At 69.8% G+C, this 26159-nt stretch carries 22 protein-coding genes and 1 pseudogene; 13 read left to right on the top strand and 10 right to left on the bottom strand.

Translation table 11 applies throughout. From position 1 onward, the window contains the following. Positions 1–19: 19 nt before the first annotated feature. Positions 20–994: an NAD-dependent epimerase/dehydratase family protein gene (locus tag AB0I35_RS05520; RefSeq protein ID WP_357394547.1), complete on the bottom strand. Its 975-nt coding sequence runs from the start codon at positions 992–994 to the stop codon at positions 20–22. A gap of 191 nt (positions 995–1185) precedes the next feature. Here AB0I35_RS05520 and AB0I35_RS05515 point away from each other — a divergent pair, with 191 nt between their 5' ends. Together AB0I35_RS05515 and AB0I35_RS05510 are read left to right on the top strand one after the other, a co-directional pair. Beyond that, positions 1186–1515 (top strand): type VII secretion target, encoded by a 330-nt coding sequence (locus AB0I35_RS05515; RefSeq protein ID WP_357394546.1) that lies wholly within the window; start codon positions 1186–1188, stop codon positions 1513–1515. Then, complete coding sequence (locus tag AB0I35_RS05510; protein WP_357394545.1) at positions 1512–3146, top strand: hypothetical protein; 1635 nt, start codon at positions 1512–1514, stop codon at positions 3144–3146. Before AB0I35_RS05515 ends, AB0I35_RS05510 begins: the two co-directional genes overlap by 4 nt. A gap of 41 nt (positions 3147–3187) precedes the next feature. On the opposite strand, the gene AB0I35_RS05505 is transcribed toward AB0I35_RS05510, so the two are convergent. Next, positions 3188–3682: a hypothetical protein gene (locus tag AB0I35_RS05505; RefSeq protein ID WP_357394544.1), complete on the bottom strand. Its 495-nt coding sequence runs from the start codon at positions 3680–3682 to the stop codon at positions 3188–3190. 45 nt (positions 3683–3727) lie between these two features. Beyond that, on the bottom strand, positions 3728–4654 hold the full coding sequence (locus tag AB0I35_RS05500; RefSeq protein WP_357394543.1) for a neutral zinc metallopeptidase: 927 nt from the start codon (positions 4652–4654) through the stop codon (positions 3728–3730). Positions 4655–4850: 196 nt separating this feature from the next. Between AB0I35_RS05500 and aspS the strand changes: the two genes are divergently transcribed. Both aspS and AB0I35_RS05490 read left to right on the top strand, forming a co-directional pair. Next, on the top strand, positions 4851–6653 hold the full coding sequence (gene aspS / locus AB0I35_RS05495; RefSeq protein ID WP_357394542.1) for an aspartate--tRNA ligase: 1803 nt from the start codon (positions 4851–4853) through the stop codon (positions 6651–6653). Positions 6654–6721: 68 nt separating this feature from the next. Further along, positions 6722–7690, top strand: coding sequence for a DUF389 domain-containing protein (locus AB0I35_RS05490; RefSeq protein WP_357394541.1), 969 nt, complete (start codon positions 6722–6724; stop codon positions 7688–7690). On the opposite strand, the gene AB0I35_RS05485 is transcribed toward AB0I35_RS05490, so the two are convergent. Then, positions 7687–8706, bottom strand: a complete 1020-nt coding sequence (locus AB0I35_RS05485) for a hypothetical protein (protein WP_357394540.1) — start codon at positions 8704–8706, stop codon at positions 7687–7689. The genes AB0I35_RS05490 and AB0I35_RS05485 overlap by 4 nt on opposite strands. Before the next feature lie 193 nt (positions 8707–8899). Here AB0I35_RS05485 and AB0I35_RS05480 point away from each other — a divergent pair, with 193 nt between their 5' ends. Then, positions 8900–10069, top strand: a complete 1170-nt coding sequence (locus tag AB0I35_RS05480) for a kinase (protein ID WP_357394539.1) — start codon at positions 8900–8902, stop codon at positions 10067–10069. A gap of 69 nt (positions 10070–10138) precedes the next feature. Further along, complete coding sequence (locus tag AB0I35_RS05475; protein ID WP_357394538.1) at positions 10139–10963, top strand: siderophore-interacting protein; 825 nt, start codon at positions 10139–10141, stop codon at positions 10961–10963. 101 nt (positions 10964–11064) lie between these two features. Here the strand turns inward: AB0I35_RS05475 and AB0I35_RS05470 are convergent, their stop codons facing one another. The 3 genes from AB0I35_RS05470 to AB0I35_RS05460 form a co-directional block, all read right to left on the bottom strand. Further along, entirely contained in the window at positions 11065–12309 is a 1245-nt protein-coding gene (locus tag AB0I35_RS05470; RefSeq protein ID WP_357394537.1) for a DUF6596 domain-containing protein, read from the bottom strand. Continuing rightward, complete coding sequence (locus AB0I35_RS05465) at positions 12306–12659, bottom strand: YciI family protein (protein ID WP_067493566.1); 354 nt, start codon at positions 12657–12659, stop codon at positions 12306–12308. Before AB0I35_RS05465 ends, AB0I35_RS05470 begins: the two co-directional genes overlap by 4 nt. Before the next feature lie 125 nt (positions 12660–12784). Continuing rightward, positions 12785–14455, bottom strand: a complete 1671-nt coding sequence (locus AB0I35_RS05460; RefSeq protein ID WP_357394536.1) for an alkaline phosphatase D family protein — start codon at positions 14453–14455, stop codon at positions 12785–12787. A gap of 86 nt (positions 14456–14541) precedes the next feature. Here AB0I35_RS05460 and AB0I35_RS05455 point away from each other — a divergent pair, with 86 nt between their 5' ends. The 6 genes from AB0I35_RS05455 to AB0I35_RS05430 all read left to right on the top strand — a co-directional run bounded on the left by AB0I35_RS05455 (position 14542) and on the right by AB0I35_RS05430 (position 21996). Beyond that, positions 14542–15918 (top strand): replication-associated recombination protein A, encoded by a 1377-nt coding sequence (locus AB0I35_RS05455; RefSeq protein ID WP_357395001.1) that lies wholly within the window; start codon positions 14542–14544, stop codon positions 15916–15918. An 80-nt stretch (positions 15919–15998) separates the two neighbouring features. Next, positions 15999–18665, top strand: a complete 2667-nt coding sequence (gene alaS / locus AB0I35_RS05450; RefSeq protein ID WP_357394535.1) for an alanine--tRNA ligase — start codon at positions 15999–16001, stop codon at positions 18663–18665. Further along, positions 18665–19207, top strand: a complete 543-nt coding sequence (gene ruvX / locus AB0I35_RS05445; RefSeq protein WP_225280628.1) for a Holliday junction resolvase RuvX — start codon at positions 18665–18667, stop codon at positions 19205–19207. Before alaS ends, ruvX begins: the two co-directional genes overlap by 1 nt. Beyond that, positions 19204–20679, top strand: a complete 1476-nt coding sequence (gene mltG / locus AB0I35_RS05440) for an endolytic transglycosylase MltG (protein WP_357394534.1) — start codon at positions 19204–19206, stop codon at positions 20677–20679. Before ruvX ends, mltG begins: the two co-directional genes overlap by 4 nt. Next, complete coding sequence (locus tag AB0I35_RS05435) at positions 20672–21481, top strand: shikimate dehydrogenase (protein ID WP_357394533.1); 810 nt, start codon at positions 20672–20674, stop codon at positions 21479–21481. Before mltG ends, AB0I35_RS05435 begins: the two co-directional genes overlap by 8 nt. Positions 21482–21549: 68 nt before the next feature. Beyond that, on the top strand, positions 21550–21996 hold the full coding sequence (locus AB0I35_RS05430; RefSeq protein WP_245655214.1) for a B-4DMT family transporter: 447 nt from the start codon (positions 21550–21552) through the stop codon (positions 21994–21996). 168 nt (positions 21997–22164) lie between these two features. Here AB0I35_RS05430 and aroB read toward each other — a convergent pair whose 3' ends face one another. Further along, positions 22165–23280, bottom strand: a complete 1116-nt coding sequence (aroB, locus tag AB0I35_RS05425) for a 3-dehydroquinate synthase (protein WP_067493579.1) — start codon at positions 23278–23280, stop codon at positions 22165–22167. Positions 23281–23948: 668 nt separating this feature from the next. Then, positions 23949–24578: pseudogene (locus AB0I35_RS05420) on the bottom strand (shikimate kinase); the annotation flags it as partial. Between the two features lie 94 nt (positions 24579–24672). Here AB0I35_RS05420 and AB0I35_RS05415 point away from each other — a divergent pair. Then, positions 24673–24984: a hypothetical protein gene (locus AB0I35_RS05415; protein WP_357394532.1), complete on the top strand. Its 312-nt coding sequence runs from the start codon at positions 24673–24675 to the stop codon at positions 24982–24984. Here AB0I35_RS05415 and aroC read toward each other — a convergent pair. Then, complete coding sequence (aroC, locus tag AB0I35_RS05410; RefSeq protein ID WP_357394999.1) at positions 24941–26149, bottom strand: chorismate synthase; 1209 nt, start codon at positions 26147–26149, stop codon at positions 24941–24943. The genes AB0I35_RS05415 and aroC overlap by 44 nt on opposite strands. Positions 26150–26159 lie beyond the last annotated feature (10 nt).

Raw genomic sequence — 26159 nt, 5'->3', positions numbered from 1 at the left:
ACATGCGTTCGATCAGGTGTCAAGCGTGCTGCGGGCCGAGCGCGAAGTCGACGAGGTCGTGGATACTCTCCTGGATCGGGCGCGGGTGGTAGCCCAGTTCGCGTTCGGCTTTGCCGTGGTCGACGACGGGAGCCGAGATGATCGCGCCGAGAGCGGCTTTGGAGATCACGTCCGAACCGAGGCGCTTGCCGATCGGTTCGAGTACCGGCATGAGCGCGCCGATGAGACCCGCCGGGATGGCGAAACGCGGGCCGGTGGCACCCGCGTGCCGGGCGGCGATCCGGCACAACTCGAGCAGGGTGATCATGTGCCCGCCCAGTAGATAGTTCTCGCCGGTGCGGCCCTTCTCGCCGGCCAGGATCAAACCGTGTGCCACATCGCGGACATCGACCATGTCGAAGCCGCCGCCGATCATCACGGGGACGCGACCGCGCGCGCAGTCCACCGTGGTGCGGTTGACGCGGGAGAGCTGGCGGAGGTTGTCGATCGGGCCGAACACGCCGGTCGGGTTGACGATCACCGCGTCCAGACCGCGTTCGATGGCGGGCCGCAGCGAGAGTTCGCCGGTCCATTTGGAACGGTCGTACACGGGCAGTTCGGGATCGTCGGAGCGCTGGGAGGTCTCATCGATGTGCCCGCCCGCGCGGTACTGGTCGAAAGCGTGGATGGAACTGGTGTGCACGAACCGGCGCGCGCCCACCTCGAGCGCGGCCTCGGCCGTGACCCGCACACCCTCGGTGTTCACGCGCCAGGCCAGATCGTTGTTCTTGGCCAACGTGATGAGGGCGACCAGGTGGTACACCACCTCGGCGCCGTCCAATGCCGTGCGCATCGACGCCGCGTCGAGCACGTCACCCTCCACCCAGGTGACGGCCGGGTCGGTGGTGGCGGGGGCGACGCGGTCGATGGCAACCACCTCGTGTCCGCGCTCCACGAGCTGGGGGATCAGGTTGGAACCGAGGTAGCCGGCTGCGCCGGTCACTGCGACCTTCATGGGGCCGAGGATATAGAACATGTTCTAGTTTTGCCATCGAATGCCGCAGATCGGGTCCGTCGCGAGTCGAAACCGCGCGGGGTATTCGGCTATATTTGGCGCACTGCGCAATCGGGCGGTCGCGTCGGGAGTTGCGCGGCTACCCGATCGTGGTCTCCAGACCGACTTTTCACGACGAGTGGGGGATTCGCATGACCGATCTCTCGGTGCAAACCGAAGGTGTCAACGCGTTCGCGACGACCAATGCCGGGGTGGCGGGGCAGATCGCGGCGGCGGGCAATTTCGACCTGGTCGCCAACGTCTCCGCGATGACACCCGTGTTCGGGCTCATCGGCGCCGACTACCTGGCGATGTTCGCGGCCGCGCAGGTGTTGCAGGCCAAGGACATCAATGAGTTGTCCGCCAAGTTCGGGTCGCTGTCGGACGCGGCGTTCCGCTCGTCGGTGACCTTCGACGCCACCGACATCGACAACGCGGCGCAGATCGCGCGCGAGGCCGCCGGGATCGGGGGCGCGGCATGAAGCCGCTGAGCGCGGACACCGGCGTGATCAGCCCGGAGGCGTCGCCGGCCACCGCCGAGACCGAGACACAGTCCGCGCTCGGCGCCGTGCCGCAGGAGCTGGCGGGTCAGGCCATCCTCGACGTGCCGCTGGTGCAGCTGCCCGAGGACGTCGAGGAACCGGTCTTCACCCTCGCCCAGAAGATCACCGAGGAAACCCAACAGGTCGGCATGCCCACCGGGCTGCCCGGCCTCTCCGGGCTCGGCGCGGGCACGGACGCCCAGGACATCCTGACCGGTATCGCCGACGACGCGTCCTCGGCGCTCACCGACGTGCAGGGCGCGCTGAGCCAGGCCACGATCGACCCGTTCGGCACCGCCGAGACCCTGGTGAACCAGGCCAAGAGCGCCGTCACCGGGGCGACGGGCGGCGCGGGTGGTGCCTCGAACACCGGTGCCGGTGGCAACTCGGCCGCTGCGACCACCCTCACCGAAGACCCGGTCGCGGCCCTGATGAACGGTCTGTCGCTGCCCGCGCTGCCCGGCATCGAGACGCTGTTCCAACCGTTTCTCGACCTGCTCAGCAGCTTCGGCACCGGAGTGTTCGGCTCGCTCGACCCCACTTCCATCCTGAGCAATTCCTCGGCCGTCATCGAACAGGCCATGACCCTGGCCCAGGGCGGCGTGAAAACGGTGCAGCAACTGTGGGAGGGCCAGGCCGCCGACGCCGCGACCACCGCCAGCCAGCAGGCGCAGGCCCAGGGGCAGGAGACCAGTCAGCGCGGCATCGACATCTCCGCGCTCACCCAGCAGGCGGCCGCGGTCGTGCAGACGGGCAACGCCCAGCTCACCTCGATCGCCACCACCTTCGCCGCGCAGGCGACGGCGCTCGCCCCGACGATCATGCTGCCGCCCACCCAGGCCACGCTGATCGGCCTGGCGACGACCCACCTGGGCGAGGCGGTCACGGTCGTCAACGCCACCCGCGGTCAATTGGCCGGGTACACCGGTGAACTCAGCGGTGTGGTCGGTCAGCTCGCGAGCCAGAGCGGGCTGCCCTCGCCGGAAGAGGTGCTCTCGGCGGCGTCGGAGAACATCGGCGAACCGCTGCTCACCCAGGCCGAGGACGCGCTGAGCAGCGCCACCGAGACCAGCGCGGCCAGCACCGGCGGCACCGGCGGAACCACCACGTCCCCGGCGGGCACCAGCCCGGCGGGCACCGGTGGCACGGGCGGCGGCGGTGGCTCGAGTGCCGCGCTCGGCGCCCTCGGTACCGCACGCGGTGGCGGTGGTGGCGGAGGCGGTGGCGGCGGCAGCTCGAGTGGCACCCCGAGCACCGGTTCGCCCAAGTCGACGGCACTGCCCGGCTCCGCGATACCCGCCGCCGGTCGCGTGATGGCGACGGGCCTCGGCACCGGCATGGGTGGTGCGAGCACCACGCCCGCGAGCGCGGGTTCCGGATTCATGGGCGGCAGCCCGGGTGCGGCGGGCGCAGGCCAGCGCGGCAACGACGAGGAACACGGCCGCACGGTGCAGCCCTACCAGAGCCGCACCGGCAACGAAGACCTCACCGGTCTCCTCGGCGAAGCCACGCCCGAGGTCATCGGTGCTGTCCACGAGGACGAACGCACCGCCGACGAAGACCGGTTCTGATCGAGGTTCGCCCGCGGCCGGGTGCCGCGGGCGAACCGGACTCACTTCTCGAAGGCGTCGACCAGCTTCTCGGTGAGGTCGGTGAAACGCTGACGCGCGGCCTGCTGCTCCGGGTTGAGGCCGTCGCTCGCTTCGGGGGAGTAGACGACCAGGTGGGCGTCCTCGGCCAGATCCTCGGTGAGCAGGTCGACGATCTGGGTGCCCTTGCCCTCACCGGCGGGGATGCCGAAGTCGATCTCCCGCAGCGCCTCGATCTCCTCGCGCGCGGCCGAGATCACATCGGCGGCAACCTTTCCCCGCTCCTCCTTCGGCGCGGTCTCGGCCTTGCGGTCCTTGCTGACCGCGTCGGGCCGGTAGACGGCGGTGCCGTCGTCGAACACCTGCAGCACCGGTCGCAGATCGGTGCGTGTCGACCACCCGGCGGGGATGGTGGTGACGCTGATCAGGGGTAGCGGCGCCGGTTCGGCATGGGCGAGCGCGCCCGCACCGGGCAGTGCGAGCGCGCAGACGAGCAGACCGATGATGGGCAGGCGCATGGTTTCCCCTCGATGAAAAACGCTGTGTCGGATCGGGTTCGAGGGTCAGCGTAACCCGGGGGGATTGTTCAGGTCGGTGGCGGAATAGGTATCGCAGGACTGCACCGAACCGCTGCGGTAGCCGGCGAGGAACCACTTCTGGCGTTGATCCGAGGACCCGTGCGTCCACGATTCCGGATTCACGCCACGGCCCGCAGCACGCTGGATGCGGTCGTCGCCCACGGCGTTGGCGGCCGACAGCGCGTCACGGATGTCGTTGTCCGACAGCGGCTTCAGGAACGGCTGTGTGCTACCCGGTGCGTTCTGCTTGTCGGCGAAATGCGCCCACATGCCCGCATAGCAGTCGGCCTGCAATTCGGTACGCACCGCACCGGATTCGGGTCCGCGCGGATCCTGCTGCGCGCGACCGATATCGCCGAGCTGGTTCTGGATGTGATGACCAACCTCGTGAGCGACCACGTACTCCTGGGCCAGCGGCCCGGCACTCGCGCCGAACCGGTCGACGAGTTCCTGGAAGAAGCTGGTGTCGAAGTAGGCGGTGCGATCGGCGGGGCAGTAGAACGGGCCGACATCGCTGGTCGCGTTACCGCACCCGGTGTTCACCGCCCCGGTGAACAGGACGAGTTCGGGCCGCACGTACCGCTGACCGGTCTGCTCGGGCAGCTCCGCACCCCACACCGCGTCCAGACTCTGCGCGGTGAGCACCACCCGGCAGTCGACGTACTTGTTCGCGTCGGCGCCGGTCTTGCAGTGTTCAGGCGTCCCGGCGGTGGCATCGCCGCCCTGGTACTGACCGCCGGACAGGCCGGTTCCGTTGCCTGACCCGGTCAGGTCGACGCCGAACAGCAGGCCGACCACCAGCAGGATCAGCCCACCCGCGCCACCACCGACGGCCAGCTTGCCGCCCATCCCCGGTCCGCCGCCCGAGGATGCCCGGCCCGGATCGATCTGCATACCCTCGTTGAAGGTCATCGCGGTACTCGCCTTCGCTCGATTGTCCACTGCCCTGCAGCACCATTGGCCACCGCGCGCGCAGCCGTCGCGCAGGGCGCGCGACAAGCTTGACACGGCGCGGAAGATATCGGTTTTCCCTCGCCCATCGTGTCTCACTACGATGGGCGTGCGCCGGGTGTTCTCCACGGTGCGAAAAATCGTCGAAAGGAATACCGTGCTGCGCACCCACTTGGCTGGTTCGCTGCGAAGCGAGCACGCCGGTCAGACCGTCACCCTCACCGGCTGGGTGGCCCGGCGGCGTGACCACGGTGGCGTGATCTTCATCGATCTGCGTGACGCCTCGGGAGTCGCGCAGGCGGTGTTCCGCGAAGGCGAGGCGGCCGAACAGGCCCACAAGCTGCGCGCGGAGTACTGCGTGCAGATCACCGGTGTGGTGGAGCAGCGTCCCGACGGCAACGAGAACCCCGAACTGCCGACCGGCCAGATCGAGGTCGACGTGCGCGAACTGGTCGTGCTCAACGAGAGCGCGCCGCTGCCGTTCCAGCTCGACGAGACCCCCGGCGACGAGGCCCGCCTCAAGTACCGCTACCTCGATCTGCGCCGCGAGGGCCCCGGCCACGCCATCCGCCTGCGGTCCAAGGTCAACGCCGCCGCCCGCGAGGTGCTCGGCGCCCACGAGTTCATCGAGGTCGAGACCCCGACGCTCACCCGGTCCACTCCGGAAGGCGCCCGCGACTTCCTGGTCCCCGCTCGCCTGCAGCCGGGCAGCTTCTACGCGCTGCCGCAGAGCCCGCAGCTGTTCAAGCAGCTGCTGATGGTCGGCGGTATCGAGCGTTACTACCAGATCGCGCGCTGCTACCGCGACGAGGACTTCCGCGCCGACCGTCAGCCGGAGTTCACCCAGCTCGACATCGAGATGAGCTTCGTGCGCCAGGAGGACGTGATCCTGCTGGCCGAGGACATCCTCGCCGCACTGTGGAAGCTGGTCGGCCACGACATCGTCACCCCGATTCCGCACATGACCTACGCGGAGGCGATGCGGCGCTTCGGTTCCGACAAGCCCGACCTGCGCTTCGGTGTGGAGATCACCGAGCTCACCGACTACTTCAAGGACACCCCGTTCCGGGTGTTCCAGTCCGAGTACGTCGGTGCGGTCGTGATGCCCGGTGGCGCGAGCCAGCCGCGCCGTCAGCTCGACGCCTGGCAGGAGTGGGCCAAGCAGCGCGGCGCCAAGGGTCTCGCGTACATCCTGATCAACGAGGACGGCACCCTCGGCGGCCCGGTGGCCAAGAACCTGTCCGACGCCGAGCGCGAGGGACTGGCCAAGCAGGTCGGCGCCGAACCGGGCGACTGCGTGTTCTTCGCGGCGGGCGCGACCAAGTCCAGCCGTGCCCTGCTCGGTGCCGCGCGCGGCGAGATCGCCCGCAAGTGCGATCTCATCGACCCGAACGCCTGGGCGTTCGTCTGGATCGTCGACGCACCGATGTTCGAACCGGCCGCCGAGGCCACCGCGAGCGGCGACGTGGCCCTGGGCCATTCGTCCTGGACCGCGGTGCACCACGCCTTCACCTCGCCCAAGCCGGAGTCGATGGACACCTTCGACACCGACCCGGGTTCGGCGCTGGCCTACGCCTACGACATCGTCTGCAACGGCAACGAGATCGGTGGCGGTTCCATCCGTATCCACCGCCGTGACGTGCAGGAACGGGTGTTCGCGGTGATGGGCATCGATAACGAGGAAGCCCAGGAGAAGTTCGGCTTCCTGCTCGACGCCTTCTCCTACGGCGCCCCGCCCATGGGTGGCATCGCCTTCGGCTGGGACCGCATCACCGCCCTGCTGGCCGGGGAGGACTCGATCCGTGAGGTGATCGCGTTCCCGAAGACCGGTGGCGGCGTCGACCCGCTCACCGACGCGCCCGCGCCGATCACCGCCCAGCAGCGCAAGGAAGCGGGTATCGACGCCAAGCCCGAGGTCAAGGGCGGCGACGCGCCGAAAGCTGTTGCGGCGCAGAAGTAGCGACCGGATACCAGCACCGGTAGCTTCTGGTGTGGTCCCGTGGGGGACCGGTGACCAGGAGGCTATCGGTGCTGCATCTGCGCATAATCAGTCCACCCGAGCAGACCGCTGAGCTGGTCCGCCTCCTCGAAGCCGATGCGGGCGTCACCCATCTGACGGTGGCGCCCGGTATCGCGGTCGATCCCGGCGGCGACCTCGTCCAGGCCGACATCGCCCGCGAGGCGGCCAACAAGATCCTCGACGATGTGAAGTCGCTCGGACTGGTACACACCGGTGGCGTCACGCTGGGACCGGTGGAAGCGGTGCTGTCCGACGCCGCCGATCGTGCGGTGCGGGCGGCGCCCGGCGACCCGAGCGACGCCGTGGTCTGGGAGCAGCTGCTCGTGGAGACCCACGAGGAGTCCTCGCTCAACTCCACCTTCCTCGCGTTCTTGACCATCGCCTGTCTGCTCGCCTCGATCGGGGTGGCGACGAATTCGCCCGTCACCATCGTCGGCGCGATGGTGGTCGGCCCGGAGTTCGGGCCGCTGGCCGCGCTGTCGGTCGCGCTCGTTCGCCGCAATTGGCGGTTGGCCCGGCGGTCGATGATCGCGCTGGCTGTGGCGTTCCCTGTCGCGATGACGATCACCCTGTTCGCCACCATGCTGTGGGAGCGGCTGGGCTGGATCACCGTCGAGGGCGTGATGGACGCGCACAATGTCGACTTCATCTACCAGGTCGGGCCGTTCTCCCTGGTCGTGGCCCTGCTGGCCGGGGCGGCGGGCATGCTGTCGCTGGTCACGGCGAAATCGGCGGCCCTGATCGGGGTGTTCATCTCGGTGACCACCGTGCCCGCGGCCGGTTACGCGGTGGTGGCCGCGACGCTCGGTCAGTGGCATCGGGCGTTCGAGTCGGCGGGTCAGCTCGCGGTGAACCTGATCGGCATCGTGGTGGCCGGCGTCCTCGTGCTGGAACTGCGCCCGCGCGCGGGCGACGAGTCAGGCCCGATCGGCCGCTTCAAACGGGCGATCGGCATGCGCACCCCGCTCGAGCACTAGACGCGGGCGACCGGTCCCGCGGTGAGCATCCGGTAGGCGTAGGTGACCGCGATGACGCACACCGGCCCCGCGACGAACAAGCCGATCCCGCAGGCGAGTACACCGACGAAGGTGACGAGCATGATGGTGAGGAACAGCAGCACCGAGGCCCACAGGTTGGCCAGCACCAGCATGCCGCTCGCCTTGATCGCCTCGACCGGTCCGTAGTCCTGGTCGATCACGAAGTGCAGCGAGAACATGCACAGGAAGCCGACGATCACCCCCGGCGCCAGGCACAGCGCGGACCCGAGCAGGGTCGCGCTGAACGCCAGCAGTGCCGTGAGCAACACGTTGCCCGCGTTCACGAAACGGAAGAACGACCCGAAAGCCGGTGGATATCCGTCCGTTTCGTACAGCGCGCCACGCACCATCGCCGCCTGCAGCAACCACAGCGCAACCAGTACGATCAGGAACAGGAACAGCACGCTCAACGGCGAGGTGGGGTTCACGATCTGGACGATCGCGAGCGCACCGAGATAGATGAGCACGCCCACGCCGATGATGCCGAGCCACGGCCCCGGGTTGGTGCGGAAGCGTTCCACGCCGTAGCTCAGGGACTGTCCGATATCGAGCGCCTGTGCTCCCGAATGGAGGTAACCCGACGGCTGCCCGGGCTGTCCCGGCGACACGCCACCGGCGGGGGTCGTGGCGAAACCCGAGGTTTCCGGTTTCTCCTGTGGCACCGCATAACCCGGGCCGGTGCCCGGCTGACCGTAGTGCGGCGCGCCCGTTCCCGATCCGGCAACCGACGGCGGGGGTTCGACCGGCTCGCTGCCGTACTGGGCGGCGCCCGGTCCTTCGAACTGCGGATAGCCTGCGCCACCGGCCATTCCGTGCCTGCCCGTTCCGGAGCCCGGTGCGGGTGGCCGACCGGGCCCTTCGTGGCGTCCGGTGCCGTGGGCGAATTGCCCGCTACCGCCGGGCGCAGGCGACCCACCCGGTGAATCGCTCGATGCGGCGGACGGTGTGTCGGTCACTGTGGTAGACCTTTCGACTCAACCGGTTTGCGGTGTGGCGCACTGCAGTTGACGTCGAGAAAACCCGACGAGCGACAGATGTGTCAAGCGAACAGGCACACTCGCGCAACCGCGGTGCCAACACGCCGGGCGACGCGGAAAGGTTGCGTAACCGCTCGCTAGAAGTGACCAGGTACGAGTAGCTTGAGAGGCGATGACCGCACTATTGGCCGAACGCGCCGCCGACGTCGTGTCCGCAGCACAAAAGTTGCTCACAAAGCGAATGGGTGCTGCGGTGAAGCTGAGTGATCCAGTGGAGCTCAGTGGTAGTGGCAGGACCACCGTCCTGCGGGTGCGTGTCGCGGAGAACGCTTTCTCGCTCCCGCGCACGCTGATCGTGAAGCAGGTGCGTGGCTCCGCGCAGGACCGCGTCACCGGCGGCATGGCACCGGGTGTCGCCAGCATCGACGCGGCATTCCTGCGCGAGGCGGTGTCGTATCAGTTCACCACCGCCCTGAGCCGCGAACAGCGCCCCGGCGCCTACCTCATCGCGCACAGCGTGCCCGACCGCATCCTCGTGCTGTCGGATCTCGGCGACAACGCGCTGCTCACCTCGGTGCTCGCCGCGCGCGCCGAACCGGGCACCCGCAACGCGCTGATGGCGTTCGCGCAGGCGCTCGGCCGCATGCACGCCGCGACCGTCGGCCGCGAACCGGACTTCATCGCGCTGATGCGCCGGGTCGACTCGGCGCACCGCGTGGACGGCATCGCCCAGCAGGCGCAGGCCGCGATCGCGGAGGTGCCGGGTCTGCTCGAGGCGGAGCTCGGCATCGAGGTCCCCGGTGAGATCGCCGAACGCATCGTGCACGGCAACCGGTTGTTCACCGCGGGCCGCTACCGCGCGTTCAGCCCCTCGGACCTGTGCCCGGACAACGTCATCATGAACGACGAGGGCGCCCGGTTCCTCGACTACGAGTGGGGCGGTTTCCGCGACGCGACCCTCGACATCGCATACGCCCTGGTGTCGTTCCCCGGGTGCCTGTGCGATTTCGAACTGTCGCGCGGCCGGGCCAGGGAGATGGTCGAGGCGTGGCGTTCGGCCGTGGTCGGCGTGTGGCCCTCACTGGCCGACGACACGGTGCTGTCCGAACGGATCCTCGAGGCCCGCCTGATCTGGGTGTGGCTGTCGACCTACTGGTTCCTGCCCGCCGACCACACCCGCATCGCCACGGCGCGCGAGCACGGGCTGTCCGTGCCGCGATCGGAAGCACTGATCAACCGCTGGTCGGCGCTGGCCGAGGATGCGCGGGTCACCGGCGACGACGCGGTCGGCGACTTCGCCGAACAGGTGTCGGCGATGCTCGAGGAACGCTGGTCTGAGTGAGAACGTAGCTCCCCACATGGTCCCCGACGCGGAGTAGCGTCGGCGGGGATCCGAGAGTTGGGAGCAGACGTGCCGCAGTCGATCACCGTCACCGTCGTCGGCAAACAGTGGCTGACACCGCACCTGGTGCGCGTCGTCGGCACTGTCGCCGACGGTGCGTTCACCCCGAACGCCTTCACCGACGCCTACGTGAAATTGATCTTCCCCGTGCCCGGCGTCGACTACCCCGAACCGTTCGATCTGGATACGGTGCGCGAGACGATGGACGCCGCCAGCCAGCCCGTATTGCGCACCTACACCGTGCGCTCCTACGACCCGTCACGCCGCGAGATCAGCATCGACTTCGTCGTCCACGGCGACGAGGGCATCGCGGGCCCGTGGGCGGCCGCGGTCGAACCGGGCGAAGAATTCCGCCTGTTCGGCCCCGGCGGTGCCTTCGCCCCCGACCCCGCCGCCGACTGGTATCTCCTGGTCGGCGACGAATCGGCGCTGCCCGCCATCGCCGCCGCCGTCGAGGCATTGCCCGCGGGCGCACCGGCCCAGGTGTTCGTCGAGGTCGGCGGCGCGGAGGACGAGATCTCGTTCGCCTCGGCCGCCGACGTCCAGGTGCACTGGGTGCATCGTGGCGTGTCCTCGGACGCTGTGCCCGACGAGCTCGCCGGCGCGAACGCTCCGCTGGTCGCCGCGGTGCGCGCGGCCGACTGGCTACCCGGCCAGGTCCAGGCATTCGTGCACGGAGAGGCGGACGCCGTCATGCGCAACCTTCGCCCCTACCTGCGCAAGGAACGCGGCGTCGCACCGAAATGGTTGTCCGTCTCGGGTTACTGGCGACGCGGCCGCACCGAGGAGGGCTTCCGCGAATGGAAGCGCGAGCTCGCCGCCGAGAACGCCTGAGCGCGAGCGTCGCCGGAAAAGCGACGATCGCGCCGTCGGGAACAGCGCGACCGCTACGTCCGGAATCGCCGTAGTGGTCCCCGCCTGACCAACCGGTCCGGTCATCCGGACAGCGCGGTCAGCTTGCCGCGCAGATGCGCTCGTTCCACCGCGTTGTCGGTGAGCAGCAGTGCGGCTTCGTAGGCGGCGACCGCCTCCTCGACCCGACCGAGCTCGGCGAGGAAGGCCGCCCGGGCGGCGTGCAGATAGCCGTATGTGGCCAGAGCCGGTTCCGCGCCGAGCGGACGCAGCAATTCCAGCGCCCGGGCCGGATCACCCGCCAAACCGACCGCGACGGCGTGATTGAGCCGGGCGACCGGTGACGGCCAGACCCGCAGCAACAACCGGTACAGGCCGATGATCTCGGGCCAATCGGTGTCGGCCCAGCTGGGCGCCTCGTCGTGGACGGCGGCGATCGCCGCCTGCAGGGTGTACCGATCGGTATGTGGCAGAGCCTGTTTCACCAGACTGATGCCCTCGGTGATCGCCGCGTGATCCCAGCGGGTGCGGTCCTGGTGTTCGAGCGTGCACAGCTCGCCCGCCGCGTCCACGCGGGCGGCGCGCCGGGCGTCGGTGAGCACGATGAGTGCCAGCAGGCCGGTCACCGACGGATCACCGGGAACCAGCGCGTGCATCATCCTGGCGAGCTGGAGAGCGCGGTCGACCAGATCCGCGCGGACGAGATCGTCACCGGCGGGCGCGGTGTGACCGGTGGTGAACAGCAGATGGATCACCGCGCAGATCGCGTCGAGCCGCTGCGGCAGCTCACGGATCGACGGAACCCGGTACGGGATGCCCGCCACGGCGATCTTCTTCTTCGCCCGGGTGATGCGCGCCGCCATGGTCGGCTCGCTCACCAGGAACGCCCGCGCCACCTCGGCGGTGGTGACCCCGCAGACCAACCGCAGGGTCAGGGCGACCTGAGCCTGCGGGGACAGCGCCGGATGGCAGCAGGTGCTGATCAGCCGGAGCCGGTCGTCCGGGATCACCGGGTCGTCCCACGCGGCCAGGGCCAGGTCGGCGGTGTCGGGCACGGGTTCGTCGACGACCAGCTCGGGCAGTGACCGGCGGAAGGTGGTGTCGCGGCGCATCAGGTCGAGGCCGCGCCGCCTGGCGACGGTCGTCAGCCAGGCGCCCGGCCGGGCCGGGACACCATCGGCCGCCCACGCGGTCAGCGCGGTCGCATAGGCGTCCTGCACGCATTCCTCGGCCAGATCGAAATCCCGGACCAGCCGCACCGTCGCGGCGAGCACGAAGGCCCATTCGCGACGGTGCGCCTGCTCGACGGCCGCGGCCGCCGTCGTCACGGCTGCGGGAAGACCTTGATCGGGCGCACTTCCACCCCACCCGTCGGGGCCGGGACCTGCGCGGCGATCGCGATGGCGGCGTCGAGATCGGGCGCCTCGATCAGGTAGTAGCCGCCGAGCGCCTCCTTCGCCTCGGCGAACGGGCCGTCTGTCACCACCACCTCACCCGACGCGTCGTGGCGGATCGATGTGGCGGTCGCGGTGGGCTGCAACGCGTGGCCGCCGAGGTTGGCCGCGCCGGTGAGCTGCTGGAAGGTGCGATGCGCGGTGAGCATGTCGTCGAGTTCGGCGGGGGACATGGCGGCATAGGTCGCCTCGTCGCCGTAGATCAGGACCAGGTACTGGCTCATGGGGGCTCCTTCGGATCGTGGTCGCCCGTTCGTCGGGTGGCCGTACTCATCCGACGAACGACCGCGGTGGTGATCGACAGCCGCTGGTGAGAATTCTGCGCCGATTTCCGAGAAGCCGCGCCCGATCAGTGCACCGGGGTGGTTCGTGGTTCGAGGCGGCCGCCGGAGCGTACGGCGAACGAGGTGCCGTGGCGGATGCCCGTGGCCGGGTCGGTGACGTCGAAGGCGTAGAACCAGTCCATCTGGGTCGCCTCGGGGGTGACGTCGAGGACGCCGAAACCGTGAGAGTCCAGTTCCACGTACCGCAGGTGGTGGTTGGCCGCCTTGATGGCTTCCTCGGCCGCGATCGAGGTGGTGCGCGGCGGAGTTTTCGTCATGTCGGTGACACTGGCCGAGGTGACCGACGGGATGACGAATTCCGCGCCGACCGTCGGTCCGCCCGGGTAGTTCGCGGCGTTCAGCGGCAGGTCGGCGGCCCAGGAGGTGTGGATGTCGCCGGTCAGGAACACGACATCGCCGACCTGATCGCTCGCGATGGTCTCGAACAGGGTGCGGCGGTCGGCGGTGTAGCCGTCCCACTGGTCCCCGTTGACGGTGATGCCGCCCTGCGGGATGCCGAGGGCGGCGGTGATGGCCTCGGTGGTCGCCGGTTCCAGTGGCGGGAACACCACCGGCGCGATCATCACCGAATTGCCGACGAGCTTCCACTGGGTCGGCGACGAGACCAATCCCGCTGTGAGCCAATCCATCTGGGCCCGGCCGGTGATGGTGCGCGCCGGGTCGTCGGCGTGCCGCCACCCCGCGACCGGCCCCGCCTCCTCGTCGCGGTAGCTGCGCAGGTCGAGCATCGACAACTCGGCCAGGGTGCCGAACCGCAGCCGCCGGTAGATCTGCACCGCCCCGTCGGTGCGGGTGGCGCGCACCGGCATCCACTCGAGGTAGGCCTTGGCCGAGGCCGCCCGACGGGCGGCCCAGTCGCCCTGGGTGGCGGGGTCGTGGTTCTCGGAGCCCTCGCGCCAGGAATTGTCGGCCGACTCGTGGTCGTCCCAGGTGCAGATGAAGGGCAGCACGGCGTGCAATGCCATCAGGTCCGGATCGGTCTTGTACTGGCCGTGGCGGATCCGGTAGTCGGCGAGGGTGACGATCTCGTGCGCCGGATCGTGCGCGCGCACCGCTCCGGCGCGGCCGACGTACTCCCCGCGACCGTATTCGTAGATGTAGTCGCCGAGGTGGACGATGGCGTCGAGGTCGCCGCGCGCGGCTAGGTGCCGGTAGGCGCCGAACCAGCCCGCTTCCCAGTTCGAACACGACACCAGGCCCAGGCGCAGCCGGTCGACGGAGCTGTCGGCCGCGGGCGCGGTGCTGGTGCGTCCGATCGGGGAGGTCTGGCCGAGCGCGTGGAAGCGGTAGCAGTAGCCGGTGCCCGCCGACAGGCCTTTCGCGTCGATCTTGACGGTGTGGTCGGTGTCGGCGGTCGCTGTGACGGTGCCGGAGGCGGCCACCTGCGTGAAGGTCTCGTCGGTGGCGATCTCCCAGCGCACCGAGGTCGCGTCGCCGAGGCCCGAGCCGGGGGTCGCGTCGTCGTCGACGCTCACGCGGGTCCACAGGATCACCGCGTCGGGCAGCGGATCGCCCGAGGCCACGCCGTGCCGGAACACCGCTCCGGTCGCGTGGGCCCGCGCCGAACCGATCAGGACCGCCGCGGCGGCCGCTGTGCTGCCTTTGAACAGGGTGCGACGGGCGAACAGCCCCGCGGGCACGACCTCGGTGTTTTCGACCACGATCAGCGATCTCATCCCAGCGCGGCCCGGCGCGCAAGTCGGACACACAGAATTTGGTCATCTGTTCAGGTTTGCGGCCCGTGCAGGGCGATCGACCGGATGTGTCCGAGGGTCTCGGTACCCTGCTCGACGTGAGTGATCAGCTGTTCGACGTGCCGGGCGAACCCGCCGACCCCGAGCGTGGACTCGACGCGGTGGTGCGGCGCGATCCCGGGGCGCCGCTGGCGGTCCGGATGCGGCCGCGCTCGCTGGACGAAGTGATCGGTCAGCAGCATCTGCTCGGCCCCGGTTCGCCGCTGCGCAGGCTCGTCGAGGGGTCCGGCGCCGCATCGGTGCTGCTCTACGGCCCACCCGGTACCGGGAAGACCACCCTCGCCTCGCTGTTGTCGCAGGCCACCGGGCGCCGGTTCGAGGCGTTGTCGGCACTGTCGGCGGGTGTCAAAGAGGTGCGCGCGGTCATCGACCTCGCGCGCAAACGGCTGGCCGTGGGCGAACAGACCGTGCTCTTCATCGACGAGGTGCACCGGTTCTCCAAGACCCAGCAGGACGCATTGCTCGCGGCGGTGGAGAACCGGATCGTGCTGCTCGTCGGCGCGACCACCGAGAACCCGTCGTTCTCGGTGGTGTCGCCCTTGCTGTCGCGCTCGCTGGTGCTGCAGTTGCAGTCGCTCACCACCGACGACATCCGGGCGGTGCTCGAACGCGCGATCGCCGACGAGCGTGGGCTGGCGGGGGAGTACACCGTCACCGAGGAGGCGCTCGACCACATCGTGCGGGTCGCCGGCGGGGATGCGCGCCGGGCACTCACCGCGCTCGAGGCCTCGGCCGAGTCGTCGCTCGACGGGACCGTCGACCTCGAACTGGTCGAGGCGAGCGTCGACAAGGCCGCCGTGCGCTATGACCGCGCGGGCGACCAGCACTACGACGTCATCAGCGCCTTCATCAAATCCATCCGCGGCTCCGATGTGGACGCGGCCCTGCACTATCTGGCCCGCATGCTCACCGCGGGCGAGGACCCGCGCTTCATCGCCCGGCGCCTGATGATCCACGCCAGTGAGGACGTCGGCATGGCCGATCCGATGGCGCTGCAGACCGCGACCGCCGCCGCCCAGGTCGTGCAGCTCGTCGGCTTGCCCGAAGCGAAACTGGCGCTGGCGCAGGCGACCATCCACCTGGCCACCGCGCCGAAATCCGGTGCGGTCACGTCGGCGCTGGCCGCGGCCATGTCCGATATCACCGCGGGCAAGGCGGGCGCGGTGCCACCGCACCTACGCGACGGGCATTACGCGGGTGCCAAGGCCCTGGGCAATGCCAAGGGCTACAAATTCCCGCACAACCACCGCGGCGGTGTGGTCGCTCAGCAATACCCGCCCGACGAGATCGTCGGCACCGACTACTACGAACCCACCGACCACGGCTTCGAACGCGAGGTCGGTTCCCGTGTGAGCAAGCTGCGCCGCATCATCCGCGGCAGCTGAGCAAGTCACGTCCGGATTGTCGCCGAGACCACCGACTCCGGAAGAAAAGCGGTGGATCGCAGACGGTAGGCTGGTCAGCTGTGCAGACCCACGAGATTAGACGGCGTTTCCTGGACCATTTCGTCCGTGCCGGACACACCGAGGTACCCAGTGCCTCGCTGATCCTGGCCGACCCCAACCTGCTGTTCGTCAATGCGGGCATGGTCCAGTTCAAGCCGTATTTCCTGGGTCAGGAAGCGGCGCCGTACGCGCGAGCTACCAGCGTGCAGAAGTGCGTGCGCACCGGTGACATCGACGAGGTCGGCGTCACCACCCGGCACAACACCTTCTTCCAGATGGCCGGCAACTTCTCCTTCGGCGACTACTTCAAGGAAGGCGCCATCACCCTGGCCTGGGAGCTGATCTCCAAGTCCCAGGAGGACGGCGGTTTCGGTTTCGACCCCGAACGCATCTGGGTCACCGCCTACGAGTCCGACCCGGAAGCCGCCGAGATCTGGGAGCGCGTCGCCGGAATCCCGAAGGAGCGCATCCAGTTCCGCGACGGCAAGGACAACTACTGGGACATGGGCGTGCCCGGTCCCGGCGGTCCCTGCTCGGAGATCTACTACGACCGCGGTCCCGCCTACGGCAAGGAAGGCGGCCCGGTCGCCGACGAGGACCGCTACCTGGAGATCTGGAACCTGGTGTTCATGCAGGACATCCGTGGTGAGGACAGCCCGAAGCTGGGCTTCCCGCCGGTCGGATCGCTGCCGCGCAAGAACATCGACACCGGCATGGGCGTCGAACGTGTCGCCATGCTGCTCCAAGGCGTGGAGAACGTCTACGAGACCGACCTGCTGCGCCCCATCATCGACAAGGCCGAGCAGCTCACCGGACGCTCCTACGGTGTCGAGCACGCCGACGACGTGCGCTTCCGCGTGATCGCCGATCACGTGCGCAGCTCGGCCATGCTCATCGCCGACGGCGTGAACCCCGGCAACGACGGCCGCGGCTACGTGCTGCGCCGGCTGCTGCGCCGCATCGTGCGCTCGGCCCGCCTGCTCGGCGCCGAGAAGCCGGTGATGGCCGAACTGATGAAGGTCGTCTCCGACCTGATGTCGCCGTCCTACCCGGAGCTGGCCACCGACTTCGCCCGCATCGAGACCGTCGCGGTCGGTGAGGAAACGGCCTTCCTCAAGACCCTGAACACCGGCGAGACCCTGTTCGAGAACGCCGCGTCGGCGGTGAAGTCCTCCGGCGGCAAGCAGATCGCCGGTTCGGACGCCTTCGCCCTGCACGATACCTACGGATTCCCGATCGACCTCACCCTCGAAATGGCCGCCGAGGCGGGCCTTTCCGTGGACGAGGCGGGTTTCCGTTCGCTGATGGCCGAGCAGCGTCAGCGCGCCAAGGACGACGCTCAGGCCCGCAAGCACGCCCACGCCGACCTGACCGTCTACAAGGAACTGGTCGACCGCGGCGCCACCGAGTTCACCGGCTTCGACGAACTCACCTCCGAGGCCAACGTGCTCGCCCTGATCTCCGGTGGTGTGCGGGTGCCCGCCGCCCAGGCCGGTGCGGACGTCGAGGTGATCCTCGACCGCAGCCCGATGTACGCCGAGTCGGGTGGTCAGATCGCCGACCGCGGCGCGATCACCGCTTCGGGGCTGAAGCTGCGCGTCAACGACGTGCAGAAGATCGCCAAGAAGCTGTGGGTGCACAAGGCCACCGTGGAGCAGGGCCAGATCACCGAGGGCGATGTGGTTCTCGCCCAGGCGGATCCGTCCTGGCGTCGCGGCGCTACCCAGGGCCACTCCGGCACGCACATGGTGCACGCCGCGCTGCGTCAGGTGCTCGGCCCCAACGCGGTACAGGCCGGTTCGCTGAACAAGCCCGGTTACCTGCGTTTCGACTTCAACTGGCAGGGCGCGCTGTCGGAGCAGCAGAAGGCCGATATCGAGGCCGTGTCCAACGACGCGGTCGGCGCCGACTTCCCGGTGAACACCTTCGTCACCGATCTGCCCAAGGCCAAGGCCATGGGCGCGATGGCGCTGTTCGGCGAGAACTACGGCGACGAGGTGCGTGTCGTCGAGATCGGCGGCCCGTTCTCGATGGAGCTGTGCGGTGGCACCCATGTGGAGCACTCCTCGCAGATCGGCCCGATCACCGTGCTCGGTGAGTCGTCGGTCGGTTCGGGTGTGCGGCGCGTGGAGGCGTTCGTCGGCCTGGATTCCTACAAGTACCTGGCCAAGGAACGTGCCCTGCTCGCCGGTGTCGCGTCCTCGCTGAAGGTGCCGTCGGAAGAGGTACCCGGCCGCGTCGAGCAGCTCGTGGAGCGGCTCAAGGTGGCCGAGAAGGAACTCGAGCGCACCAAGATCGCCGCCGTGCTCGCCTCGGCGGGCACGTTCGCCGAGCAGGCCGAGCGTGTCGGTGCCGTGCGTCTGGTCGCCGCCGCCGCGCCCGAGGGCGCCTCGGCCGGTGACCTGCGCACCCTGGCCACCGATATCCGCGGCCGCCTCGGCAGCGATCCGGCGATCGTCGTGCTGCTCGGCAACGTCGACGGCAAGGCGCCGTTCGTGGTGACCGTCAACAAGGCCGCCCAGGACCTCGGCTTCAAGGCGGGCGATCTCGTCGCCAGCTTCGGTCCGAGCATCGCCGGACGCGGCGGCGGCAAGCCGGAGATGGCGCAGGGCTCCGGCTCGGACCCGTCGGGTATCCCGAACGGTTTGACCTCGGTCCGCGCCCGGGTGGCCGAACTCACCGGCTGATGAGCACCCCCGCCTCGGACGAGGCCCCGGCCGATCGACCCGATCCGGCGACCGACCCCGGTCGCGGCCGCCGGATCGCGGTCGATGTCGGCAGTGTCCGCATCGGCGTGGCGTCCTGTGACCCCGATGGGGTGCTCGCCACGCCGGTGGAGACCGTCGCGCGCGCCAAATCCAGCCGTCAGGGCGGTCCACCCGCCGACATCGCAAGAATTGCCGAGATTGTGCGGGAGTACGAGGCCGTCGAGGTGATCGTCGGCCTGCCCCGGACGCTGCGCGGCGAAAACGGCACCGCCGCGGGCATCGCCCGCAAGTTTGCCAAGCAGTTGCGCCGGGTGATCGACCCGATTCCGGTGCGCCTTTCCGACGAACGTTTGACTACGGTGTCTGCTGCACGTGCGTTGCGCGAGAGTGGAGTTCGCGCACGTGGCCAGCGGCAGATGATCGACCAGGCGGCAGCAGTGTCGATTCTGCAAGGATGGTTGGACGAGCGGAGTTCGATGGTGAAGGACGCAGCAGACACAGCGGTCGGAGATGATGCATGACCGACCGATGGGCCAGGGCAGAGGAGCGGTACCGGGCGCGTGAGGCGGACCGGCGTTACCCGCGCCGCGACGACTGGGGCCTGGACCCCCGTGCGTCGCGCGAGGAGCCCGAGGTCCCCGAATGGGACGACTTCGACGACGATACGAACGTCATCCCGCGCTACGAGGACGAGTTCCCCGAGCCGGAGCCCGAGCCGGAGCCCGAACCGCCGCGCCGGGTGGGTCAGCGCCCACCGCGCGCCGCACCCGCCGGACGCGGCCGCGCCAGATCCGGTGCGGGACGCGGCAAACGGTCGCGGATCGCCTCCCGCAAGGCGGCCGAACGCAAGCGCCGCCGCCGCAACATGTGGGTGGTGGCCGCCGTCTTCGCGCTGCTGTTCGTCTCGGCGGCGGGCTTCGCGGGCTACAAACTGATGGGAAGCCTCGCTCCCGCCGAGGATTTCGCGGGCCCGGCAGGCAAACCCGTTGTCGTCCAGGTGCATCCGGGCGACACCGCCACCCAGATCGCCGAAGCGATGCACGAACGTGGCATCGTCGCCAGTTCCGAGGCCTTCTACGAGGCGGCCGTGCGCAACGCCGGGATGAACAGCGTGCAGCCCGGCTTCTACGCGATCGGTGAGCGCAGCCCCGCCGCCGACGCCGTCGCCGCGCTGGTCGGTGGTAAGGCCCGCGTAGGCAATGTGGTGGTGTCCGAGGGCAGGCTGCTGCACGACAAGCACGACGTGAGCACCGGTGGCCGCTACGACGGCATCTACCGCAAGATCGCCGACGCCAGCTGCGTTGGCCCCGAACGCAAGTGCGTGACCTACGAGCAGCTCGACGCGGCGGGTGCGAGCCTCGACCTGGCCGCACTCGGTGTGCCGCAGTGGGCGATGCAGGCGGTCAAGGACTGCCCCGACCGGGCCAGGCAACTCGAAGGACTCATCGCGGCCGGCACCTGGGACTTCGATCCCAGCGGCACACCGCAGCAGATCCTGAAGCAATTGATCAGCGCGAGCGTGCAGGCCTACGAGGCCACCGGACTGCTGCAGTCCGGGGCCGACACGAAACTGTCGCCCTACGAGATGTTGATCGCCGCGTCGCTGGTGGAACGTGAGGCCAAGCCGGAGGACATGGGCAAGGTGGCCCGGGTGATCGTGAACCGCCTCGAGGTCGGCCAGATGCTGCAGTTCGACTCCACGGTGAACTACACCCTCGAGACCACCGAGGTCGCCACGACCGACGCCGACCGCGCCGCCGTGACCGCCTGGAACACCTACGCGATGGAGGGCCTGCCCAAGACCCCGATCGCCGCACCGTCGGTGGCCGCGTTGCGGGCCGTCGAGAAGCCCGAGCCGGGACCGTGGCTGTACTTCGTCACCGTCGACAAGCAGGGCACGACGAAGTTCACCGACTCCTACCAGGAGCACCTGCGGCTGGTCACCCAGGCACAGCGCAGCGGCATCCTCGACAGCTCGCGGACCGGTGGCTGAGCCGCGCAAGGCGGCGGTGCTCGGGCAGCCGATCGGGCACTCACGATCGCCGCAACTGCACTCGGCCGCCTACCGTGCGCTCGGTCTGCCCTGGACCTACGAGCGCATCGAATGCTCCGCCGGGCAACTGCCGGGTCTGGTCGACGGACTCGGCCCCGAGTGGGTCGGACTGTCGGTGACGATGCCGGGCAAGGAAGCGGCGCTCGCGTACACGGACCGGCGCACCGACCGGGCGGAACTGGTCGGCTCGGCCAACACCCTGCTCCGCACCGACGACGGCTGGCTGGCCGACTGCACCGATGTCGACGGCGTGTTCGGCGCGCTGCGTGACGGCGGTGTCGAACGGGTGGAGGAGGCCGTGGTGCTCGGTGCGGGCGGTACCGCGCGGCCCGCTCTGCTCGCGCTGTCGCAGCTCGGTGCTCGATCGGTGACGATCGTCGTCCGCGACGCGGGCCGGGCGCGTGGTGCGCTCGACCTGGCCGAACGGCTCGGGATGTCGGCTGCCACCGCGTCGTTCGATGCCGACTCCCTCGCCACGATCTGCGCGCGGGCCTCCGCGGTGGTGAGCACGGTGCCCGCGGAGGCGGCGGGCGCGGTCGCGGGATCGGTGGCGACGGCGCCGGTGGTGCTCGACGCGATCTACAACCCGTGGCCGACACCGCTGGCGACAGCCGTCGGGGAGGCCGGGCACACGGTGGTCAGCGGGCTGCGGATGCTGCTGAACCAGGCCTACGGTCAGGTCGAGCTGTTCACCGGGCAGCCCGCTCCCCGCGCGGCGATGGCGGCGGCGCTCGACCTCTGATCGATCCGTTGCCGCGCTGATCCGCGAATTGGTACCGGTTCTAGTTTTGTCCGATTAGGGTGATGCCCATGACCACTTGGCTGTTGCGTGCCATCGCACTCGGGGCGACAGTGGTCGCCCTGCGGGTTCTGCTCGGATTCGCCATGGCGGCCCTGCCGACCTACGGCATCCTCTGGCGGGCTGCCTGCCTGATCGTGATCGTCGGCGCCGCCATCGCCTGGGGCGCGCGCGACGCCCGCTCCGCCGACGGCACCGACCTCACCGTCCGCTGGCTGCTGGCAGGCATGGTCGCCGGGCTCGGCAGTGGCGCGGTGTGCTGGATCCTCGACCAGATCCCGTCGGTCGAACTCGGCGACGCGGGCGCGCTGTTCGAACTCACCTCCGCAGCGTCGTTCATCATGCTGCTGGTGTTCCTGCCCGCGATGATCGGCGTGGGCTACGGCCGTGCCCGGGCGCGTAGATCAGCCGCGAAGCCCCAAGCCGCCCCGGAGCCGGTCCCCGCTTACGCGGGATAGGCGGACGGCGAAGAGCTGGAGGGGTGGTCCAGCGGTCGACGCCGCCTGTGCGCTGTGGGTTCGGCTGGGTCGACTCGCAGCGGGGCGTGCCGCCTGCCTACGTGGGGTAGGCAGGCGGCGTCTCCGAGCGCATCGCTCGTCCACGCGTGGTGGAGGTGCGGCCCGCGCTCAGAGCAGGATCGCGCCGCTCGTCGGTGTCTCGCGGGCGATGGCCGAGTAGGCCGCCGCGAGCAGGCTGGGGTCGGGGCCCTCGAGGCGGCCGGGCTTGGCCAGGCCGTCGAGCACCACGAAGCGGAGCACACCGGAGCGGGTCTTCTTGTCGGTCTGCATCGCGTCCATCAACTGCGGCAGCGCGTCGGCGTCGTAGCTCACCGGCAGGCCGACGCTTTCCAAGATGGTGCGGTGCCGGTCGGCGGTGGCGTCGTCCAGGCGGCCCGCGAGGCGGCCCAGTTCGGCGGCGAACACCAGGCCGACCGACACGGCCGCGCCATGACGCCAGCGGTACCGCTCGCGCCGCTCCACCGCATGTCCGAGGGTGTGGCCGTAGTTGAGGATCTCGCGCAGGCTCGATTCCTTGAGGTCGGCGGCGACCACGTCGGCCTTCACCTGGATGGCGCGGCGGACCAATTCGGGCAGCACCTCGCCGGTCGGGTCGAGCGCGGCCTCCGGATCGGCCTCGATGAGGTCGAGGATCACCGGGTCGGCGATGAAACCGGCCTTGATGATCTCGGCCATGCCCGCGACGATCTCGTTGCGCGGCACCGTTTCCAGGGTCACCAGGTCGACGAGGACGGCGCTCGGCTCGTGGAAGCTGCCGACGAGGTTCTTGCCCGCCTCGGTGTTGATGCCGGTCTTGCCGCCGACCGCGGCATCGACCATGGCCAGCAGTGTGGTCGGCACGTGCACGATGCGCACCCCGCGCATCCAGGTGGCCGCCACGAAGCCCGCGAGGTCGGTGGCCGCGCCGCCGCCCAGGCTCACCACGGCGTCGTTGCGGGTGAGCCCGATGCGGCCGAGTACCTCCCAGCAGAACCCGGCCACGGCCAGGTCCTTGCCGTCCTCGGCGTCGGGAATCTCGATGCGGTGCGCGTCGATCCCCGTGTCGGCCAGTGCCTTTCGCACCGCCTCGGCGGTCTCGGCCAGCGGCGGCTGGTGGAAGATCGCCACGGTTCGCACCGCATTGCCCGCGGTCACCGCCTCGACGAGGTCGCCGAGCAACCCGCGACCGATGATCACCGGGTAGGGATCGGCGGTACGGACCTGGATGGTGGTCGGCTCTGTCACGTGCGCTGCTCCGATTCTCTCGGGTCGTTGGTCATACGTCTTGTCGCTCGCCGTCGCGGTCGCGCCCGCCAGGAACCCGGCGCCGGTTCCCCCGGCGCTCGATCAGCAGGTTGCTGAGCCGCGCGCTGGTCGGTGGGGCCTGCGGGTGCTTCGGCACCGGGCTCGGTCGCCGAACTCCGGCGTCCACCCGCTGCTTGTCGCGTGCCACCACGCCTACCGCGTGTGCCACGTCTGCTGCGGTTGCCGGACGATTCCTTGCCGCCGGATCTGCGACCGGTGGTCGTCGGGGAGTCGTCGGTGCCGTCGGCAGGGGAGCCTTGGGCGGCGCCGGACCGCGTATTCGGCTGAGACTTGCGGCCGCGTCGATTCGGGCGGGTGGTCTTGGAGTTTTCGGCGGCCGGGTGGTCGGTGCGTGCTTCGTCGGCAGGTGAGGCCGCGTCGGCGGTCGGTTCGCCGGTGCGGGTGGGGTCGGTGGCGCTGCCGACGGCACGGGACCGGCTGCCGCGGCGGCGCAAGCGGTTGCGGCGCGAGCGCCTGCCCTCACCGGGCGGTGTTTCACCGGAGGCGGATCGTCCCGGCGCGGGTCGTGCTGCGGCGGAAGTGGTTCCGTCGTTGTCGGCCTGGCCCGTGGGTGCGGGAAGGATCTCGCCGCGCCGGGCGGCTGCTGCCCTCGCACGGGACCGTCTGCGCGCTTTGGAGCGGTTGCTGCCGGAGCCCGGTGTGGAAGGTGAAGGGGGAGTGGGCTTCGCGGTGTCGGCGGTACGCACGATGTCGGTGCGCACCGATTCGAGTCCCAACCGTGCCAGGATCATCCGCACCACCCGGCCAGGGCTGCGACCGTCGGTGCGCACACGCACCGTGGCCACCTCTCGGTAGAGAGGCCGCCGCTGCTTCATCAGCTCGCGGTACTTCGCGGCGGGGTCGGCACCGTTCAGCAGGGGACGGGCATTGCTCGACCCGGTGCGCCGAAGTCCTTCGCCCACACTGATTTCCAGATACACCACGGTGGCGCCGCGTAGCACCTCACGCGTGCGCGCCGACAGCACCGACCCACCGCCGAGCGACACCACACCCTCGTGCTCGAGCACAGCCCGCCGCACCACCTGCTCCTCGATGCGCCGGAACTCCGGTTCACCGTCGGTGGCGAAGATCTCGGGAATGCTTCGCCCGGTCTCGGCCTCGATCCCCGCATCGGTATCGAACAGCTCGACACCCAGTTCCCTGGCCAGCTTGCGCCCGATCGTCGACTTCCCCGAGCCGGGCGGACCGACCAGCACCACCCGAGCCCGCGCGCCGATTCCGGCCTCGTCACCGGAATCGGCGCCCGGTGACGCGGCCGCGTTGTCGCCGACCGTGTCCGCACCCGGTTGCGTGTGCACGTTGTCGCCAACCATGTCCGCACCTGCTGCGGGCGCGTTCTCGCCACTGGAGTCCGCACTCGGAGCAGTGTGCGCGATGTTCGCCCCGAGTTCCGCGCTGGCGGCCGTGGCGTCGTCCCCGGCCTCCGGCCCGGGTGTCGTGGTCGAGTCAGCGTCCCCCGACCTCGCACTGTGGTCGGGTGCCGTGCTCGGGTTGTCGCCGCTGGTCTCTGTGCCGGGTGCGGTCGTCGACGAGGGGCCCGCGTCGGTGTGGCGCGCGGTCCCCTCCTGGCCCGGCGTGGTCACGACGTGCGGCTGTCCGCGGGCACGTGGGGACGGCTGCTGATCCGCTTGCTGTAGCTGGTGATGTTGTCGACGGTCTCGGCCAGCGAATCGCCACCGAACTTCTCCAGCGCGGCCTGCGCCACGACCAGCGCCACCATCGATTCGGCGACGACGGCGGCGGCGGGCACCGCGCACACATCGGAGCGCTGGTGGATGGCGACAGCTTCCTCACCGGTGGACATGTCGACGGTCGACAGCGCACGCGGCACCGTCGAGATCGGCTTCATCGCCGCACGCACGCGCAGCGCCTCACCGTTGGTCATGCCGCCTTCCAGACCGCCCGCGCGGTTGGTCGAGCGCAGCACACCGTCGGGACCGGGACGCATCTCGTCGTGGGCCTGGCTGCCGCGTCGGCGCGCGGTCTCGAAACCGTCGCCGACCTCGACACCCTTGATGGCCTGAATACCCATGAGCGCGGCGGCGAGTCGCGAGTCGAGCCGCTGCTCACCACTGGTGAACGAGCCGAGTCCGATGGGCAACCCGTCGATGATCACCTCGACGACTCCACCGAGGGTGTCACCGTCCTTCTTGGCCGCCTCGATCTCGGCGATCATCGCCGCCTCGGCCTCGGCGTCGAACGCGCGCACCGGGCTGGCGTCGACGGCCTCGAGGTCCTGCGGACCGGGCACGACGCCGGTGGTGTTCGCGGCGGCACCGATCGACACGACGTGCGAGATCACCTCGACGCCGAAGGCCTGACGCAGGAAGTTACGGGCGACGGTGCCCGCCGCCACGCGAGCGGCGGTCTCCCGGGCGCTGGCCCGCTCGAGCACCGGGCGCGCGTCGTCGAAGCCGTACTTGAGCATCCCGGAGTAGTCGGCGTGCCCGGGGCGCGGACGGGTGAGGGGAGCGTTGCGCGCCATGCCTTCCAGCGCCGCCGCGTCGACGGGATCGGCCGACATCACCTCGGTCCACTTGGGCCACTCGGAATTGGCGACCTCGATCGCGACCGGACCACCCATGGTGCGCCCGTGGCGCACACCACCGACCAGGGTGACCTTGTCGGCCTCGAACTTCATCCGGGCGCCGCGCCCGTAGCCGAGCCGACGGCGCGCGAGCTGTGCGGAGACATCGTCCGATGTCACCTCGACTCCGGCGACCATCCCTTCCAGGAGGGCGACGAGAGCGGGACCATGGGATTCTCCGGCAGTTATCCAGCGCAACACGCCGACCATC

Origin of the sequence: Nocardia sp. NPDC050378, from assembly GCF_040655675.1 — a bacterium.
GTDB classification, from domain to species: domain Bacteria; phylum Actinomycetota; class Actinomycetes; order Mycobacteriales; family Mycobacteriaceae; genus Nocardia; species Nocardia coubleae.
Note: the sequence above shows the minus strand (reverse complement) of the source record. Positions and strands in the feature narration are given on the sequence as shown.

Bases quoted from the DNA above. Each gene is read 5' to 3' on its own strand.
- AB0I35_RS05480 (WP_357394539.1), top strand. From the start codon at position 8,900: ATGACCGCACTATTGGCCGAACGCGCCGCCGACGTCGTGTCCGCAGCA.
- AB0I35_RS05510 (WP_357394545.1), top strand. From the start codon at position 1,512: ATGAAGCCGCTGAGCGCGGACACCGGCGTGATCAGCCCGGAGGCGTCG.
- AB0I35_RS05515 (WP_357394546.1), top strand. From the start codon at position 1,186: ATGACCGATCTCTCGGTGCAAACCGAAGGTGTCAACGCGTTCGCGACG.
- AB0I35_RS05430 (WP_245655214.1), top strand. From the start codon at position 21,550: ATGACCACTTGGCTGTTGCGTGCCATCGCACTCGGGGCGACAGTGGTC.
- AB0I35_RS05460 (WP_357394536.1), bottom strand. From the start codon at position 14,455: ATGAGATCGCTGATCGTGGTCGAAAACACCGAGGTCGTGCCCGCGGGG.
- AB0I35_RS05465 (WP_067493566.1), bottom strand. From the start codon at position 12,659: ATGAGCCAGTACCTGGTCCTGATCTACGGCGACGAGGCGACCTATGCC.
- AB0I35_RS05520 (WP_357394547.1), bottom strand. From the start codon at position 994: ATGAAGGTCGCAGTGACCGGCGCAGCCGGCTACCTCGGTTCCAACCTG.
- ruvX (WP_225280628.1), top strand. From the start codon at position 18,665: ATGAGCACCCCCGCCTCGGACGAGGCCCCGGCCGATCGACCCGATCCG.
- mltG (WP_357394534.1), top strand. From the start codon at position 19,204: ATGACCGACCGATGGGCCAGGGCAGAGGAGCGGTACCGGGCGCGTGAG.
- AB0I35_RS05500 (WP_357394543.1), bottom strand. From the start codon at position 4,654: ATGACCTTCAACGAGGGTATGCAGATCGATCCGGGCCGGGCATCCTCG.
- AB0I35_RS05505 (WP_357394544.1), bottom strand. From the start codon at position 3,682: ATGCGCCTGCCCATCATCGGTCTGCTCGTCTGCGCGCTCGCACTGCCC.
- AB0I35_RS05415 (WP_357394532.1), top strand. From the start codon at position 24,673: ATGTCCGCACCTGCTGCGGGCGCGTTCTCGCCACTGGAGTCCGCACTC.